We start from the raw sequence: 17230 nt of genomic DNA on the forward strand, positions 1-17230 counted from the left end.
TTTTTATTTTGTTACTGAACGTAGTAGAGCGGATTTTTTCTGGCGCCGCCAACCCGAACCTCAAAGTGATTATGTGGTCCAGTGGATCGTCCAGTTGAACCTTCAGCTGCAATAACATCTCCCTTACTGACGGCGTCACCAACCTTAACATACAGTTTGCTTAAATGGCCATAGAGTGTTTGAGTGCCATTACCATGGTCAATAATAATATAAGTTCCGTAGCCACCATTCCAGCCGCTCTGGGCGGTGATTACCTTTCCAGAGTCAGCGGCATAAATGTCAGACCCAAGCGGACAGGCAATGTCGACGCCAGAGTGACGTAGACGGAAGTATTGGGTAATGCGGCGGCAGGTTGAGGGCCACTGCATTTTGCCGGTGGCAACTACCTTTGGTTGGCTAGTGGCAGGTGTTGGTGCGGTAAAACTGCGGAATGTGTACGTTGGAGCAGTTTCAATTTTTTTGCCGCCAGGAATCATTAGTTGTTCGCCAACTGTTAGATCATCAGCGGAAGCTAATTTATTGAATTCAATAATATCGTCGGACTCTACACCGTACGTTTTGGCAATTTTTGCCAGCGTGTCGCCTCTGGCGACTTTGTGTCGAATGCCCGCGGTCGGCAAAATGGTTAATTTGTCGCCAGGACGGATTAGGCTGTAGGCAGTAAGATTATTTTCCCACAAAATGGTACTGGCCGTGATGCCGAACTTTTCGGCAATTTCTGAAATAGTATCTCCTTGTTGAATAGTGTAATAGACAATTTTATCACGTTGGCGAAGTTCTTGTTCGAGCGGAGACAAAATTGGGCTGATGACAGCGCTGTCGCCGGCAACAGTCGGCGGCAATACATCGTCGGCTGAGCCGTTATCTGCGAGGGTTGGTGAAGCTTCAACGCCGGTTTCACCAAGATAGCGAGTGACTTTGCCGCTGGTAACTAGCGGTCCTTCTTCTTCAACAATGCCCAGGTCCTGGTCGCTGACTAATTGAGCAACGATGCTAGTCTGGCCGTATTCGGACCGACGGGTTTCATAGGCATTAAGGTTGGCGGCGAGCGTTAAGATGGAAATGACAATGATAATTGTATGGGTGAGATATCGTCGTGAAAACGGATGAATGAGGTGATGTCTGATTTTTTGCGGAGCGTAAAATTTATTAAAAATTTTTTTAAATACGGAATAGATTTTGTAAACCGGTAAAATCAGCTTTAAGAAGAAAAACCGCCCAATGGTTCCAAGCGGTTTGGCAAGCCGGCGCAAAAATCGGGGAGATTTTTCTTTGATCGCCGCCAGGGTTCGGACGCTGCTGGCTAAGGCTTTGATTGCAATAATTTTTAACTTATCGCCGATATAGTTAGTTGTTAATTTTAAGCAAAAATTTAAACAAATAACATATATATAAATACCATATTAACCATCTCAATGTCAATTGATAAAGTGGGGTAATTGTGGTAAATTGAGAGTGTTAAAATTAAAAAAATTAAAGTAAATTTATGAGTTCGGTTTTAATTTTGGTAATCATTTTAGTAATAGTAGTTTTGGGATTTTTAATAGCCTTTTTTATGCTGAGCCGTAAAATTGCCGACTTGACCGGTTCTCAGAAGTCAGACCAGTCTTTGTTAATGTTACAAAATCAAATTAACGAAATTACTAAAACGCTGGATAATAAACTTGGTCAGTCAACGGAAGTATTACAGCGGCAATTTAGTGATAATTTGAGTATTGTTCGTAGTGTGGCGCAGGAGTTAACCAGTTTGCGTGAAACCAACAGACAGGTTCTGGGAGTGCAGGACCAAATTCAAAAATTAGAAAAAGTGTTGACCAGTCAGAAACTGCGAGGCAATCTTGGTGAGGCGGGTTTACAGCTGGTGTTGGAAAATATCTTACCGCCGACCGCATACAAAATGCAGTATAAATTTGATGACGGTGACCAGGTTGATGCCGCCATTTTTACCAAAGACGGCATTATCCCGGTTGATGCTAAGTTTTCTTTGGAAAACTATAACCGTATTATTGACGAGGTAAACGAAGATCGGCGGCTTAAGCTGGAAAATGAATTTAAAAAGGATCTGCAAAAACGCATTGATGAAACCAGTAAATATATTAAACCGGGTTTGGGTACGCTGGATTTTGCGTTTATGTTTATTCCGGCTGAAGCAATTTTTTATGATTTGTTGGTAAACGAAATTGGTGCCGTAAAGATTAATACTCGTAATCTTATTGATTATGCTTTTAAAGAGCGACGGGTGATTATTGTGTCGCCGACCACGTTTGCGGCATATTTGCAAACAGTGTTGCAGGGGTTAAATGCTTTGAAGCTGGAACAGCAGACTAAAGAAATTATTAAACGTGTTGAAATGTTGGGCCGACACATGAATAGCTACGGCGTTTTTTTAGATAAACTTGGTAACAGTATAACTACTTCGGTTAATATGTATAACACTGCCGCCAAAGAATTTAAAAAGATTGATAAGGATGTGGTAAAAATTTCTGGCGGCAGCAGTACGTTTGATCCGCTGCAATTAGATAAACCGTCTAATGACAAATAGTAACCAACAACAGTTTAGTGATTTAGAAAGGTCAGTGTTACGTACTTTGGCATTTTTTGACATTTTTGATTATCCGCTGACGCTGGTTGAACTGCATAAATGGTTGTATCAGCCGGCACGGCAGCATAATTTATCGGACATTCTTACGGTTGTACAGTCTGAAAATTTGAAGGGGATAATCCAACATCAGTTCGGCTTTTATTTTTTTGCCGGCCGCCAAGCAATTATCCGAATTCGGCTGGAACGGTATCAAATTGCCGAAAAGAAATTTAAAATCGCTTTAAAAACGGTTCGGTTTCTGCGCTGGCTGAGCGTGGTGGAGATGGTGGCGGTTTGCAATAACGTTGGGTACAACAATGGGACTGAAAAAAGTGATATTGATTTTTTTATGATTATCAGCAAGGGTCGGTTGTGGTGGGGGAGACTAATGATTACCTTAATTACGACAATACTTGGAGTGCGGCGCCACGGTGTTCGGATTGTTGATCGAGTATGTCTTAGTTTTTATACGGCAACTAACCACTTAAACCTTACTGACATTTCACTGAAACCATTAGACCCCTATTTGGTGTATTGGTTTGCAACGCTGGCGCCGATTTATAGCAAACAAAAAACCTACCAAAATTTTATGGCGGCAAATGATTGGCTGAAGACTGATTTGCCTAACTTTTACCAGACGCATCTGACTAGCCGTCGGGAAATTACTGATTCGCCATTGGTTGTGGCCTATCACAAGCTTGACCGGTTTTTTGTGACCAGCTGGCTAGGCCGCTGGGCTGAGCGTTTTGCTCAATTGATTGAAACGCGGCACGTTAAAGGGTATTTAGGGGACGCCATGAACCAAAATAATACGCATGTAATTATATCGTCTGATATGCTGAAGTTTCATAAAATTGACCGCCGCGATCAGTACCGCCAGGCTTTCTTAGACCGACTCATTAAACTTCGCCTCGTATGATGGACTATTTAGTTGAAAGAAAAAATTATTTGATTTTTGTTTTTACCGTTGTTTATTTGGCCGCTTTTACGATTAATGCTATCTTCCACCAAAACTACGAATTTTTATATTATACGGTGTTATTGGTGGCCTTAATTTATATTATTACAACAATCCATCACCGCCTTCATTTGGGATTTTTTATCATTATCAATCTATCGGTTCTGGGTTTTTTGCACCTGCTTGGTGGCAATTTGTATTTTGGCCATCTGCGCCTGTACGATTTTTATATCATCGCTGGAGTTATTCGGTACGATAATATCATCCATACCTATGCAACTTTTATTGCTACTCTGGGGTTATATAGTTTAATTGAGCCGTTTATTGATGTTTCGTTAAAGAAACGATATTACGCGTTTGCCCTGGTTTTGATTTTGATGGCCATCGGCTTAGGGACAATTAATGAGCTAGTTGAGCTTTTCGCCGTATTGTTGTTTGATGTCTCTGAAAAAGTCGGCGGGTATTTTAATAATGCGCTTGATTTGTTGTTTAATACTTTGGGAGCAACGGCCGCTACAGTGGTAATTTACTACTATAACTATCGACCGAAATTTATTCGTCGCATTGATGGCCAGACTAACTAAAACAATTGAATATCTGTTTTATCTTTTTATTTTTTTATTGCCCTGGCAGACGAGATTAATTTGGCGCGACGCTTCACTAAACGGCTTTACGTGGGAGTATGGTCGTTTTAGTCTTTATGGAACCGAAATTTTGCTGTGGGTGATTTTATTTTTGTATGCCGCTTGGCTAATTGTTAATCGCCCGACGGCAAAACTGACCGCTAGAGAATATCTTGCTTATTTGCGTCAGCCACGTGTTATAGCGTATTGGCTGGTAGTGATTTTTTTATTGCTGGCTGGTTTTTCGGTAATCGGGTCAATTGATGCCGTGTTAGCATATTATCACTGGTTTTGGTTGATAGAAGCAGTAGCACTTTTTTCGTTAATAGTTAATTTTAATTTTTCATTGCGCCGCTTGGCGGTAGCTTGGGTTGGTTCGGCGGCGATTCAGTCAGTATTTGCTATTTGGCAATTTTTTAATCAGTATGTGTTTGCGAATAAGTGGCTGGGGCTGGCTTGGCAGTTTCCTACCCAGGGCGGTTCAATTATTTTGCAGACCGATAGCGAGCGCTGGCTTCGGGCATACGGCAGCCTGCCGCATCCAAACATCTTGGCAGGGTTTTTGGTAGTTGCTTTGTTGTTGCTGTTGTATTTGGCATTTTCGACCAACACTCGGATTCTATTACGAATTTTTATTTTAAGCAGTTTACTGGTAATCACGCCGGCGCTGTTTTTTAGTTTTTCCCGCTCAGCCTGGATTGCGCTGATTGTCTGTTTAATCGTGCTGTCATTTTGGCTATACCGTCGCCACGATAAAGCACTAAACCGTACTTTTTATCAAATATTTTTATTACTGGTGCTTATGGTGGTGATTTTAGGATTGAATTTAACCGATCCGCTGGTTACCCGGTTGGTCGGCCGCGAGCCATTGGAAATTAGCTCTATTAGTTTGCGCATGACGTTTACCGAACAGGCCTGGAATATTATTCAAACTCGTCCGTGGCAGGGAACGGGTGTCGGCAATTATACTCTGGGCGTTTATCATGATATTAATAGCAGCTGGCCGGGGTATTATTATCAGCCGGTTCATAATTTGTATCTTTTAATTTTGGCTGAAATGGGGATTTTTGGCGCGCTGACGTTTGCGGCGCTGCTGGGGTTACTTGGGTATATGGCATTTCGTCAAGGGCCATCACTTGAAAAGATGATTATTATTTTAAGCCTGGCTTCATGTTTGGTTATTAGCTTATTTGACCATTATTTTTGGACTTTATATTTTGGTGTTATGGTTTTTTGGGTGGTGCTGGCCTTGAATTTTCGGGCCTTAAAAGGGGGGTTTGACAATTCTTGACAGTGCTTTTAAAATAATTTAATCTATACTATGTTAGCACTCTAAATATTAGAGTGCTAATTTAACCCCCTAATTATTAATCATAACAGTAAAAAAACATATGAAATTAAAACCACTAGGAGATCGTATCGTGGTTGAACCTGTGACCGAGGCCGAAACTACTAAATCAGGCATTGTGTTGCCGGCTACCATCGATAAAGAAAAAAAAGCTGAAGGTAAAATTATTGCCATTGGCGACGGTGATGACATTAAAAAGCTTGGATTAAAAACCGGAGATCGGGTGCTGTTTGGTAAATATGCCGGTGAAGAAGTGAAAGTTGATGGCGTTGAATATAAAATTTTGACGGATGAGGACGTTTTGGCAGTCATTGAATAATTAATAATTAATTTTTTGTAAAACAGTATGGCTAAACAATTACTCTTTAATGAAGCCGCTCGCGGAGCGGTAAAAAAAGGCATCGATAAGGTAGCTGATGCCGTTAAAGTCAGTCTTGGCCCCAAGGGCCGACACGTAGTTATTGATCGCGGTTTTGGTTCGCCGGTAGTAACCAACGACGGCGTCACCATCGCCAAAGAAATTGATTTGGAAGACAAGTTCGAAAATGTCGGAGCCTCATTGATTAAAGAAGTATCGGAGAAAACTAATGATGTTGCCGGTGATGGGACAACCACTGCCACGGTTTTGGCTCAGGCGATGATTGAAGAAGGTTTAAAAAATGTAGCCGCCGGAACTGATCCGATTGCGTTAAAGAGTGGTATCCAAAAAGCGGTTGAAGTTGCTGTTGAGGGGTTGAAAAAAATCACCAAAGAAGTTCAGGATCAAAAAGAAATTGCTCAAGTGGCAACTATTTCTTCGTTGGACCCCAAAGTCGGTCAGATGATTGCTGACGTCATGCAGGAAGTCGGCAATGACGGCGTTGTTACCGTCGAAGAGGGTCAGACATTTGGTTTGGAAAAAGAAGTGGTTCAGGGCATGCGGTTTGATAAAGGATATGTATCGCACTATATGGTAACTAATGCTGAACGCATGGAAGCAGTTTTTGAAGATTCGTATATCTTGTTGACTGATCAAAAAATTTCCGCGGCGGCCGATATTGTGCCGTTACTTGAAAAGGTTGCTCAATCTGGTCGCAAAGAACTGGTAATTATTGCTGATGAAATTGAAGGCGAGGCCTTGGCTACGTTTGTGGTTAATAAATTGCGCGGCACTTTTAGTGTTTTGGGCGTAAAGGCCCCGGGTTTTGGCGATCGTCGCAAAGCAATACTTGAAGATATTGCTGTGTTAACCGGTGCTCAGGTGATTTCCGAAGAAGTAGGCTTAAAGCTTGATGGCGTAAGTATTGATCAGTTGGGTGAGGCGCGAAAAATTATTGCCAGTAAAGATTATACCACTATTGTTGACGGACAAGGTGACAAAGAAGCTATTGCTGACCGAGTGGCTCAGATTAAGCGAGAGATTGAAAATACTGATTCAGATTTCGACCGGGAAAAACTCCAGGAGCGTTTAGCCAAACTAACCGGCGGCGTCGGAGTAATTAAAGTCGGTGCGGCAACTGAAACGGAAATGAAAGAAAAGAAATTTAAGATCGAAGACGCCTTAAATGCCACCAAGGCGGCGATTGCCGAAGGCATTGTCCCTGGCGGCGGAGCGGCATTGGCCAAGGTCGCCAACGCCTTAGACAGCCTGCTTAAAGAGCATAAGGTAGAACTGACTGATGATGAAAAGATTGGCGTTAAAATTGTTCAAAAAGCGTTGACCTCGCCTTTGCGACAGATTGCCGCCAACGCCGGCATTAAAGACATTTCGCTGATTCTTAATGACATTACCGACATCAAAGATCATAAATCAGGCTACGACTTTGCAAATAATAAGAAAGTCGACATGCTCCAGGCGGGAATTGTGGACCCGATGAAAGTAACCAGAACAGCGCTACAGAATGCCGCATCTATTGCTTCAACACTGATTACTATGGAAACGGTAGTTACTGATTTGCCACAAAAAGATGATCATAGTCACGGCGCCGGAATGCCGGGCATGGGTGGCATGGGGATGATGTAATAAGGTTATCATTTAAAAAACAGGGCTTATCCAGTAAGGGCAGGCCCTGTTTTTGGTTGAAAAATTTTTGCGGCAAGCCTGGTTTTTTGGTATAATAAAATTGTTAATTAACCTAAATTAAAAAAATATGACTGACACTAAATCACAAAAATCAGTAACTTCGGAAGAAAAAATTTGGGGAGCGGTGAGCTATCTTTGGATTTTAAGCCTAGTGGCACTCGCCGCGCGTAAAAATAATCAATTTGTCAGGTTTCACGCCAGTCAGGGCGCGCTGCTGTTTGCAATCTCCCTTATCTTAATGTTGATTCCGGGAATCGGTTGGTTGCTAAATATTTTGATCGGCATTGCGGCAATCATCGGGATTATTAAAGCTTTGCAGGGAGAAAAGTGGGAAGTGCCAGCGGTTGGTCAATTTAGCACCAAATTTGCCGATTGGTTGGTTAAAACCTTGAAATTATAATTGATTATGAAACGAACCAAAATTGTTTGTACCATCGGACCCGCTTCGGAAAGTAAGACTAAAATTGAGCAAATGATTAAGTCCGGACTTAACGTCGCGAGGCTTAATTTTTCTCACGGCACTTATAAGCACCACACGATGCTGATAAAAAATATCAGAGCGGTTTCGGCAAAGCTTAATGAGCCGGTGGCTATCTTGCAGGATTTACAGGGCCCGCGGATTCGCATTGGCGGCGTGGCTAAAGAGGGTATTAAGGTTGAGGCTGGTGAAGAAATTGTTTTGGTTCCAGAAAATTTTAAAATTGAGCTTAAAAAAATTTCAACCTTCATTCCGATTCAGTACCCTGATTTGTATAAAGACGTCAAACCAAAAGATCCGATTTTAATCGATGACGCCAAAATTGAGCTTGAAGTAATTGAGATAAAAAACAAGGCGATTCGTTGCCGGGTTAGGATTGGCGACGTGATTAATTCGCACAAGGGGATGAATTTTCCTAAAACTGAAATTAGAACGCCGGCGGTGACCAAAAAAGATCGGCAGGACCTGGCGTTTGGTTTGGGGCAGGGTATTGATTTTGTGGCGTTGTCTTTTGTTAAAAATGCCAAAGACATTATTGATTTGCGCCGCACTATTCACCAGCTAGAATCCAGATTGGGACAAAAACAAAAAGATTTTAAGAAGCCGAAACGCAGCGGGAATTGGCCGGGAACACATACTAAAATTATTGCTAAGATCGAACGTCCCGAAGCGGTCAAAAATTTTGAAGAAATTTTAGCGGCCGCTGATGGCATTATGGTTGCGCGTGGCGATTTAGGTCTGGAAATTCCTTTAGAAGATTTACCACTGATCCAAAAAAAGATTGTCCGGCGTTGTGTTGAAGAGTCTAAGCCGGTGATTGTGGCAACACAGATGTTGGATTCCATGATTCGCTATCCGGTGCCAACCAGGGCGGAAGTTTCAGACGTCGCTAATGCTATTTTGGACGGAACTGACGCCATTATGCTGTCAGGTGAGACGGCTACCGGTAAATATCCTTTAAAGGCGGTGCAAGTAATGAGTCGGATTGCCCATCAGGTGGAAAAAACGGAAATTGCTGAATATAAAGAAATTCAAGACAGCCTAAAGAAGCTGGGGGGTATTACCGAGACGGTCAGTTATGCGGTGCAAACTATTGCCGACGACGTGAACGCTAAATTAATTATTTGTGCTACCACTTCCGGCTTTACGGCCAGATCAATTTCTAAATACCGGCCGCAGATTAGTGTGGCCGCCTTAGCGGCTTCCGAAAAAACTAAAAACCAGCTGTGTTTGAGCTGGGGCGTTAAGCCGTATTATTTAAAGTTTGGCTCGTCATTTAGCGAACTAGTGGGACAAGCCAGGAAACTTTGTCAAAATAAACGATTGGTTAAAAAGGGTGGTGTTGTCGTCATCGCTGCTGGCCATCCTTTTGGCTATTTAGGTCAGACTAACTTAATCAAAGTAGAAACAATTTAATAAAATAAAAATATGTTATTCAAAAAAAAGTTCATCCTGTGGTTTGATGAATTAACGATTAAAGACGTTCCAAAAGTCGGCGGTAAGAATGCGTCGCTGGGTGAGATGTACCAAAAATTAGTTCCCCAAGGGATTAACGTTCCTAATGGTTTTGCCGTTACGGCTCAGGCTTATTTTTATTTATTAAAGAAAACCGGTATAAGATATCAGATTCAAAAAGTTTTAAGCGATCTTGATACTCATGATATGAAAAATCTGACGGAGCGCGGTCAGAAAGTTCGTGATTTAATCTTGCGGGCGGAATTTCCCAAAGATTTGGAACAGCAAATTGTGACGGCGTACCATAGTTTAGAGCAGCATTATGGCAAAGGCGTGGACGTGGCGGTTCGGTCATCGGCCACAGCTGAAGATTTGCCGGATGCTTCGTTTGCCGGCCAGCAGGAAACTTTTTTAAATATTCGCGGCCCGCAGGGAGTAATTGATGCAACGCGTCATTGTATGGCGTCGCTATTTACCAACCGGGCGATTTCATACCGTACCGACAAAGGCTTTGATCATTTCAAGGTTGGCTTATCGGTTGGCGTGCAGCACATGGTTCGGGCCGACAAAGCCAGTTCCGGCGTGATGTTTACGATTGATACGGAAAGTGGTTTTCGTAATGCCATTTTAATCAATGGGTCCTGGGGGCTGGGTGAAAATATTGTTCAAGGCAAAGTGACGCCGGACGAATTTTATGTTTTTAAAGAAACTTTAGAACAGGGATTTAAGCCAATTATTTTAAGAAAACTCGGCGGTAAAAAAATTAAAATGATTTACGCCGCTAAAGGCAATAAAGTGGTCAAGAATATCAGTACGACCAAAGCCGAGCAGCAAAAGTTTGTTTTAAACGATAAAGAAATCCTGAAGCTGGCCGAATGGGGGCTGATGATTGAGAAACATTACAATCGGCCAATGGATATTGAGTGGGGAAAAGACGGTAAAACCAAGAAGCTGTATATTTTACAAGCTAGGCCTGAAACTGTGCATGCGGCTAAGAACAGTCAGGTGCTTGAAGAGTATCAGTTAAAGAAGCGCGGTAAAGTGATTGTTTCCGGTTCGCCGGTCGGTAGTAAGATCGCTAGTGGCCGGGCCAATATCATTAAGGACGCCAAGCAAATTAACCAGTTTAAGGCCGGTGAAATTTTAGTGACTGATATGACCGATCCGGACTGGGAACCGATTATGAAAATTGCCGCCGGCATTATTACTAACAAAGGCGGTCGTACATGCCATGCAGCAATCGTTTCGCGCGAGCTTGGTATTCCCTGTATTGTCGGAACGGACGACGGCACCAAGAAAATTAAGTCCGGCCAAGAAGTGACGATTTCTTGCGGCGAAGGCGAAATTGGTTATGTTTATGACGGTAAGCTGCCGTTTGAAATTAAAAAAACCAACTTGAAAAATATTAAGCGGCCCAAAACCAAGATTATGATGAATATCGGCCAGCCCGATATTGCGTTTAGCAGTTCGTTTATCCCTAACGACGGCGTTGGTTTGGCTCGTGAAGAGTTTATCATTGCTAATCATATCAAGGTTCATCCGCTGGCGTTGCTGCATTTTAATACCCTAAAGGATAAGCAAGCCAAGAAAAAAATTGCGGCTTTAACGGTTGGCTATCAAAAGAAAGAACAGTTTTTTATTGATAAGCTTGCCGAAGGCGTGGGCCAAATCGCTGCGGCGTTTTACCCCAAGGAAGTGATTTTTAGATTGTCGGATTTTAAATCAAACGAATATGCCAACCTGATCGGCGGCAAAGAGTTTGAACCAATTGAATCAAACCCTATGATCGGCTGGCGCGGTGCCTCCCGGTATTATGCGCCGGAATATCAGGAAGCGTTTATCCTTGAATGTAAGGCGTTTGTGAAAGCGCGCGATGTGTTTGGTTTGAAAAATATTAAATTAATGGTGCCGTTTTGCCGCACGGTGGAAGAAGGCAAAAAGGTGATTGAGATTATGGCTAAACACGGCCTTAAACGCGGCGAAGACGGGCTTGAGGTTTACGTGATGTGTGAGATTCCATCAAATGTCATTTTGGCCGAAGAATTCAGTAAAATTTTTGACGGTTTTTCCATCGGCTCAAACGACCTAACTCAGTTGGCTTTGGGGGTAGACCGCGATTCGGCTTTAGTAGCACACGTATATGATGAACGTAATGAAGCGGTAAAACGCCTGGTCAGTCAGGTAATTAAAATCGCCAAAAAGAATAACTGCAAGATCGGTATTTGCGGCCAGGCACCAAGTGACTTTCCAGACTTCGCCCGATTTTTGGTCAAACAAAAAATTGACAGCATATCGTTAAATCCTGATACGGTCATTAAAACAACGCTTGATATTCTAGCTGAAGAAAAGAAAATGAAACGTAAAAACAGGTAATGTATTTGACAAATTAGTATAATAATGGTACAGTTTAACTTTCAGGGTTGGGCATTCAACAAGCCAAACTCGGAAAGGAGGCTGACCTTTGAAAGATCGCCATAATCATAGCCCCCCGTAGTTGATTTCGTATCTCGAAGTCGAAGCAGTAAACTGTGTGAGCTGACTAAACAGAAACCTTCAACTGGAGAGTATGACCATGGCAACACGGATTATCTGGAACGTTTCAGACGGCAACGGCGGCACCAAGTCCAAGACGGTGGTTTGCACCACCAAGCAGGCTCAGCGGAAAGCGGAGCGGCAAGCCCGTGCGGAGGCGGGAATCTTCACCAAGGAGATTGTCTCCAACGGTCACGCTACCGACCACCACATCCGCACCAACGCCACCCGGCGCAAATCCTGCCAGCGTCCCGCCTGTGTCTAACCAGGTAATCAAGTTCTTATCGTAATTTCGTCGTGCTCGCTTGACCAAGTGGTTCAAGCGAGCCTATTTTTTTATTCAAACCATGCTACAATAAACCTATGATTGAATTTCTTCACACGTTTAATCCGCAGCCGATCATTTTTCAGTATGGGCTAGTAACGCTGCATTGGTATGGTATTTTTGTTGTTAGCGGTATTTTAGCCGGCTTTAAAGTCGTTTCTAGGCTGGCAAAAAAATACCAACTGGCTATTGATCAAATTTATGATCTAGGTTTTTATATGATCCTTTTTGGTTTAGTTGGTGCCAGAATTTTTTCGGTTTTTTTAGACCTGTCATATTACCGTCAACACCCGCTAGAAATTTTTGCCATTTGGCAGGGTGGTCTAGCTATTCACGGGGCAATCATCGCCGGTTTGATGGTGTTGGGTTTTTATGCTTATCGCCAAGCACTTGATTTTTGGCGCCTGGCCGATATGATCGCGCCGGCCTTAGCACTGGGCCAAGCGATTGGCCGCTGGGGTAATTATTTCAATCAAGAAATTTTTGGCACTCCCACTAATCTGCCGTGGGGGATTCCGATTGAGTTTAAAAATCGGCCGATTGAATATCTGAGTTATGACTATTTTCATCCTACCTTTTTGTATGAATCAATTTTAAATATTTTAAATTTCGCGCTCTTGTTTTTTTTGCATTACCGATTAAAAAATAAAAAGCCAGGGTTAATTGTTCTGCTTTATTTAATTAATTATTCTTTGATTAGGCTTGCTCTAGAGACCGTGCGAACTGATGCGGTGCCGCTTTTACTCGGTCTGCGGGCAACCACGATTTCGGCGTTAGCGCTTGCCGCCGTGGCCATTGGCATGATTGGTTGGCGGTATCGTTCAAGTTTGACACTCAAAAGACGGTAACCTATAATTAAAGCAAGTTTATGAAACTAAAATTTCTCACTTTTATCAGTATATTTTCCTTGGCGCTGGCCATTGTTTTTTTAGGAGCAGCCAGCGCTGTTTTAGCCGCTGAAGGGATTGAAAATCCATTAGGTATTGACGACCCGCGCGAAATCATTGGTAATGTCATTCGGGCGATTTTAGGTATTGTTGGTTCCTTGGCATTAGCAATTTTCATTTTTGGCGGTTTTACTTGGATAACTTCGGCTGGTAATGATGAAAAAGTAAAAAAGGGTAAAGAGATGATTACCTGGGCGGCGTTTGGGTTGGTGGTAATCTTTTTAAGTTATGCGCTAGTGACCTTTGTGATCGGGGCGATTGTTGGTGGTTCAGGTGGTAGTCCAACTATTCCTGGTAGCGGCGACTCTTCTATTTAAAATTAAAATTTGATTTATATTAAAAAACAGTTTAGGCTGTTTTTTATTGACAAATTCTTCAAAATATGCTATTATAAAAGGTCATGATTTTCTGGGTTTTCCTAGCAGATTATGACCCGCGTGGTCTTTACAATATAGCTAGTTTTGACTGAAATGAAACGCGCTAATGCGCTAAAACACAGGAGATCGTGACATGGCAGAAGGAAAGTTTCGAATGTTCGGTGAGTTTGGAACGGCGTTTTTGGCGGACCTGGTTTATGGCAAGACCATAGGCAAAGGTTCCGACACGGGTTCTGTCGCAGTTGGTTCCGGGCTGGCCAAGGAGTTGCGTCCTCGGCTCTTCGGTTTGGGACGCGACGACGAGGCAGCGTTTGCTCAGGCCCTGGCACAGCTCGACGCAGTCGGGCAAGCTAAGGTTTTGACCAGAATGAAGTCGTTGGGCAACCCCGACGCCGCCGACACCCCTGAGGCGAGAAGTTTTCGTCTCAGTTTCGTTACTCTCCCGGACCTGGCGTCGCGGGTAGAAGTAATGAAGATGATTGCCGATATGCCGGATTCCAAATGGCATGACTTCGTTGACGTCACCGGGTTTGCCAATTCTGGTGACCTCTTGAAGTCATTGCGCGAGTTCTATCGCCGGTTTGAAATTGAACTGGCGGTTATCATGCTGATTATGGGCGCGGCAGCGGTATACGTCGCTGGTGCCTTGGTTCGCGGTGATGAGAATGCCGCTCGTAGGCTTGAAGCCGGCGCCGCTGGACTGGAAGAGGTATCGGCAAAGGTGCGTCGTTGGGAGGAATCTCAAGACACTAAACTCAGGCAACAGAAGCGTGGCTTTTGGTCCTGGCTCTGGCCCTGGTAACTGTCAACAACAAACCATCTATGAGGATATACTGACATGGCTGAAAACGAGAAGAACGAGAAGAACAAAACCGTTACTCCTAGCAGTGACGGTGGCGCTGACGCAGTAATGCGTACGAAAATCGCTGGAGCGGTTCGATCAGTAGCCGATGCTATTGAAGAACCGACGAAACTTGGAAGCGTGGCTTACACTACATCCATGGTTTCAGTCGCGATCTTGGCAGCTGTCGGCGTGTTTCTGGCGCTGTTCGGATCAAAGAGTGGTGAGCAACTTTTGGGTCGTGCCTATACTTTGCTTGAGATGATGTTGAGCGGAGCAGTCGGCACCACCAAGTGGGTTCAGTCTCAGCGACCGAAGATTCAGAAAATCCTTTGGCTGTATGGCTTGTGGATTCTTGGTACCGTGATAATGACCATCGTGGCCATCTGGATACCTTGGACTACGCCGGCCGATATCATCCTGATCGTTTTGGCGGTCATGCCTTATGTGATGGCCTTGGTGGTTCAGGTGCTGGTAGGAAGCTTGCTCAACAATCGGCGACTGTCTTTGGCACTCAGCCGACAGTTCGCCATCGTATCCATTGTTGAATTCTTTATTGCCGCGGGCGTGTTGTTTCTACCCGAGGAGATGAATGGGTTCTATGTGGTTACGAGTTTGGCCCTGGCAGGAATGATTGTTTGTGCTTATTCCCGGCTTGTTGGGACGAAGAGCAACGTCATTTTCCATGCCATGGTTATCAGCACTATCATGATGGCTTCGGCGGCCTTGAGCATCCACACTCTGGACGTGATTTCGCAATCAGACACCTCTCGTGGTATGGTGGCGAAAGAATTCAAGGCAACCGTTGATGCCTGGGCGTATCAGCTGACAAACTTCTTGCGTAGTGGGTACTTGGCTGAATATGTCGTTACTCAAGAGGGCGACCTCGATGTTAATGGCAATTTGGTTAAACTCACTAAGGGCACTAAGGTCTATCGTGATCTGAGCGCGAAGCCTGATTACCCGGATGGTCTGCCGCCCCGTTACAAGGTGACGGTAAACGGCGGTACCAATGACGGCATGAAGGGATTTTTTTCTTCAAGCCTTCTGAAGCCGGCGAAGAAACCGTCCGAACCGAAAGTTGTACAACCTGCGCCTGCCCCAGCGCTAACGCCGGCGACGACGGTCACACTATCATCGCCTCCGGCCTTGACTCCTCCGGTGTCTGCCAATCCGTTGGAATCGGAAATCACCGCCGAGACTGGGGAGTGGGAGGACATTGCTCCTTCCAGTTTAATACCCCAGGCTGGTGACATGCTGGTTTGGGGACCGCTGGACAATCCTAAGGAGTTTCGTCGGTTAGAGTTCATCGTTGGACTTAACGCCGACGATGTCTCAACACCAGTGGTGTTTGATTACCCAGGCGGTGGTTTCGTCGGTAAGACTGGTGTCACCAAGAATGACAGTAATTCACCGTTGCGCTTTCGGGTCACCGATGGCGAGCCAATCACCTTCAAAGTGAAAGTTGAACCTGGCGAATATGCCAGATACCTCAAGCGGAAAGGAGACTGACTAGTGGCTAAGAAAGGCAGAAAGGTTGCAATCCGTGACGGATCGGATTTGACGGTGTTCATCACTTGGACACTCGGACACATTAAACCCAAGGCGTTTCAGACATTACTTGGGAAGTTCGAGTTCGGCAAGGACGTTCAGATCGTCGATACCGATGATGTCATGATTTGGCGTCGGAAAGTGACCATCGAGCCGATGCCGAAAGTCGTCAATGTGCAAGTGCAGTACACGGCTACCGTGGATGTCACGGACGAGATCGAAAATCAGTGCGCCGAAGATGCCGATAATAAGGTGTTCAAGGTGATTGATACTTTGGTCAAGGTCAATGACGTCCCGGGCAACGATGAGCCGGAAAAGAAAGAAGAGAAGAAACCTGACCAGCAGCAAGGTCGCGGGCAACAACGCCAACAGGGCGGTGGTGGTCAAGGCGGCGGGCAGGGCGGTCGGAGTGGCCAAGGCGGTCAAACCTAGCTAAGCTAGTATCATCGACTGAGAGTAATTTCGGGCGATGATCACGCATTTTCAAAGGACCAGTAAGTTTGTGCAAACAAGCAAGCTGGTCCTCTTTATTTTATCTTGACAGATCTAGTATTTTTTTGTAGTGTAGTTATATCAACATAGCGCCAAGAGTGTTATGTTTTTTGTTTGAACATTAACAACAAGTTTAACCTTTGGAGGGCTAAGTTATGGGTATCAGAGATGTTTTAAAAGGGGCTGCTCTTGCCCTTGGTCTGGCTGGTGCTGGCTATGCTGTTGCCCAGACAGCTACATCGACGATCAGACCAACTGTTTCTTTGTGGGTTATTTTACAGAAATGTAAAGGCCAGGATGATGTGAATTGGCTGAAGCGGTTTGCCGATTTTGTAAAAATTATCGGCGATCAAAAAGCAACCAGGTTTGTCAGAAATCTTGAATTATTGGCCGGTGAAGTTGGAGTTGAAGTCGCGGCCGATTTGGTTACTTCGATTTTGGGTTTAGAGTCGCTAGAAGAAGCTTCAAACATGGCTTCAAATCTAAGATTCTTTGAACCAGCACCTTCAAACGGAACGCTTCTTGATGAATTAAGGAAGATGGATGAATCAGCTGCCGATAATATTGGTCGGCTAGGTGGTCGTTTCCGCCAGGCAATAAAAAATATCAAGGAAGCTTAGTGGTTTCCTCGAAAAACCCTTTATCTGATAGCAGGCCAGA

Annotated in this window: 17 protein-coding genes; 16 read left to right on the forward strand and 1 reads right to left on the reverse strand. The window is 44.1% G+C overall.

Annotated features, from left to right (window positions below):
* Nucleotides 1-11 precede the first annotated feature (11 nt).
* A complete protein-coding gene (locus HUU49_03410) occupies nucleotides 12-1253 on the reverse strand; it encodes a peptidoglycan DD-metalloendopeptidase family protein (protein NUM25642.1) in 1242 nt (413 codons plus the stop codon).
* Nucleotides 1254-1486: 233 nt separating this feature from the next.
* Between HUU49_03410 and HUU49_03415 the strand changes: the two genes are divergently transcribed.
* From HUU49_03415 to HUU49_03490, 16 genes are all read left to right on the forward strand, one after another.
* Nucleotides 1487-2542, forward strand: coding sequence for a DNA recombination protein RmuC (locus HUU49_03415; GenBank protein ID NUM25643.1), 1056 nt, complete (start codon nucleotides 1487-1489; stop codon nucleotides 2540-2542).
* Nucleotides 2532-3500 (forward strand): hypothetical protein, encoded by a 969-nt coding sequence (locus tag HUU49_03420; GenBank protein ID NUM25644.1) that lies wholly within the window; start codon nucleotides 2532-2534, stop codon nucleotides 3498-3500. Before HUU49_03415 ends, HUU49_03420 begins: the two co-directional genes overlap by 11 nt.
* Nucleotides 3497-4123, forward strand: coding sequence for a hypothetical protein (locus tag HUU49_03425; GenBank protein ID NUM25645.1), 627 nt, complete (start codon nucleotides 3497-3499; stop codon nucleotides 4121-4123). The genes HUU49_03420 and HUU49_03425 overlap by 4 nt, the downstream gene beginning before the upstream one ends.
* The gene (locus tag HUU49_03430; protein ID NUM25646.1) at nucleotides 4107-5453 is read left to right on the forward strand and encodes an O-antigen ligase family protein; all 1347 of its coding nucleotides are present in this window, start codon (nucleotides 4107-4109) and stop codon (nucleotides 5451-5453) included. The genes HUU49_03425 and HUU49_03430 overlap by 17 nt, the downstream gene beginning before the upstream one ends.
* A 100-nt stretch (nucleotides 5454-5553) precedes the next feature.
* Nucleotides 5554-5829, forward strand: coding sequence for a co-chaperone GroES (locus HUU49_03435; protein ID NUM25647.1), 276 nt, complete (start codon nucleotides 5554-5556; stop codon nucleotides 5827-5829).
* A gap of 27 nt (nucleotides 5830-5856) precedes the next feature.
* The gene (groL, locus tag HUU49_03440; protein ID NUM25648.1) at nucleotides 5857-7512 is read left to right on the forward strand and encodes a chaperonin GroEL; all 1656 of its coding nucleotides are present in this window, start codon (nucleotides 5857-5859) and stop codon (nucleotides 7510-7512) included.
* A 127-nt stretch (nucleotides 7513-7639) separates the two neighbouring features.
* A complete protein-coding gene (locus tag HUU49_03445; protein NUM25649.1) occupies nucleotides 7640-7972 on the forward strand; it encodes a hypothetical protein in 333 nt (110 codons plus the stop codon).
* 6 nt (nucleotides 7973-7978) lie between these two features.
* Nucleotides 7979-9466, forward strand: a complete 1488-nt coding sequence (gene pyk / locus HUU49_03450; GenBank protein NUM25650.1) for a pyruvate kinase — start codon at nucleotides 7979-7981, stop codon at nucleotides 9464-9466.
* 12 nt (nucleotides 9467-9478) lie between these two features.
* Nucleotides 9479-11878: a phosphoenolpyruvate synthase gene (gene ppsA, locus HUU49_03455; GenBank protein ID NUM25651.1), complete on the forward strand. Its 2400-nt coding sequence runs from the start codon at nucleotides 9479-9481 to the stop codon at nucleotides 11876-11878.
* A 199-nt stretch (nucleotides 11879-12077) separates the two neighbouring features.
* On the forward strand, nucleotides 12078-12302 hold the full coding sequence (locus HUU49_03460) for a hypothetical protein (GenBank protein NUM25652.1): 225 nt from the start codon (nucleotides 12078-12080) through the stop codon (nucleotides 12300-12302).
* 98 nt (nucleotides 12303-12400) lie between these two features.
* The gene (lgt, locus tag HUU49_03465; GenBank protein ID NUM25653.1) at nucleotides 12401-13210 is read left to right on the forward strand and encodes a prolipoprotein diacylglyceryl transferase; all 810 of its coding nucleotides are present in this window, start codon (nucleotides 12401-12403) and stop codon (nucleotides 13208-13210) included.
* A 20-nt stretch (nucleotides 13211-13230) separates the two neighbouring features.
* The gene (locus tag HUU49_03470) at nucleotides 13231-13626 is read left to right on the forward strand and encodes a hypothetical protein (GenBank protein ID NUM25654.1); all 396 of its coding nucleotides are present in this window, start codon (nucleotides 13231-13233) and stop codon (nucleotides 13624-13626) included.
* Between the two features lie 346 nt (nucleotides 13627-13972).
* Complete coding sequence (locus HUU49_03475) at nucleotides 13973-14488, forward strand: hypothetical protein (GenBank protein ID NUM25655.1); 516 nt, start codon at nucleotides 13973-13975, stop codon at nucleotides 14486-14488.
* A gap of 627 nt (nucleotides 14489-15115) precedes the next feature.
* Entirely contained in the window at nucleotides 15116-16039 is a 924-nt protein-coding gene (locus HUU49_03480) for a hypothetical protein (protein ID NUM25656.1), read from the forward strand.
* Nucleotides 16040-16042: 3 nt separating this feature from the next.
* Entirely contained in the window at nucleotides 16043-16510 is a 468-nt protein-coding gene (locus tag HUU49_03485) for a hypothetical protein (GenBank protein ID NUM25657.1), read from the forward strand.
* A gap of 215 nt (nucleotides 16511-16725) precedes the next feature.
* The gene (locus HUU49_03490; protein NUM25658.1) at nucleotides 16726-17190 is read left to right on the forward strand and encodes a hypothetical protein; all 465 of its coding nucleotides are present in this window, start codon (nucleotides 16726-16728) and stop codon (nucleotides 17188-17190) included.
* The last annotated feature ends 40 nt before the right edge of the window (nucleotides 17191-17230 follow it).

It is taken from the genome of Candidatus Buchananbacteria bacterium (genome assembly GCA_013359225.1).
In the GTDB taxonomy this organism is placed as follows: domain Bacteria; phylum Patescibacteriota; class Patescibacteriia; order Buchananbacterales; family UBA6539; genus JABWCG01.

Excerpts from the sequence above, each read along its gene's own strand:
- HUU49_03415 (NUM25643.1), top strand. The coding sequence starts at position 1,487 with ATGAGTTCGGTTTTAATTTTGGTAATCATTTTAGTAATAGTAGTTTTG.
- HUU49_03420 (NUM25644.1), top strand. The coding sequence starts at position 2,532 with ATGACAAATAGTAACCAACAACAGTTTAGTGATTTAGAAAGGTCAGTG.
- HUU49_03425 (NUM25645.1), top strand. The coding sequence starts at position 3,497 with ATGATGGACTATTTAGTTGAAAGAAAAAATTATTTGATTTTTGTTTTT.
- HUU49_03430 (NUM25646.1), top strand. The coding sequence starts at position 4,107 with ATGGCCAGACTAACTAAAACAATTGAATATCTGTTTTATCTTTTTATT.
- HUU49_03435 (NUM25647.1), top strand. The coding sequence starts at position 5,554 with ATGAAATTAAAACCACTAGGAGATCGTATCGTGGTTGAACCTGTGACC.
- groL (NUM25648.1), top strand. The coding sequence starts at position 5,857 with ATGGCTAAACAATTACTCTTTAATGAAGCCGCTCGCGGAGCGGTAAAA.
- HUU49_03445 (NUM25649.1), top strand. The coding sequence starts at position 7,640 with ATGACTGACACTAAATCACAAAAATCAGTAACTTCGGAAGAAAAAATT.
- pyk (NUM25650.1), top strand. The coding sequence starts at position 7,979 with ATGAAACGAACCAAAATTGTTTGTACCATCGGACCCGCTTCGGAAAGT.
- ppsA (NUM25651.1), top strand. The coding sequence starts at position 9,479 with ATGTTATTCAAAAAAAAGTTCATCCTGTGGTTTGATGAATTAACGATT.
- HUU49_03460 (NUM25652.1), top strand. The coding sequence starts at position 12,078 with ATGGCAACACGGATTATCTGGAACGTTTCAGACGGCAACGGCGGCACC.
- lgt (NUM25653.1), top strand. The coding sequence starts at position 12,401 with ATGATTGAATTTCTTCACACGTTTAATCCGCAGCCGATCATTTTTCAG.
- HUU49_03470 (NUM25654.1), top strand. The coding sequence starts at position 13,231 with ATGAAACTAAAATTTCTCACTTTTATCAGTATATTTTCCTTGGCGCTG.
- HUU49_03480 (NUM25656.1), top strand. The coding sequence starts at position 15,116 with ATGAATGGGTTCTATGTGGTTACGAGTTTGGCCCTGGCAGGAATGATT.
- HUU49_03490 (NUM25658.1), top strand. The coding sequence starts at position 16,726 with ATGGGTATCAGAGATGTTTTAAAAGGGGCTGCTCTTGCCCTTGGTCTG.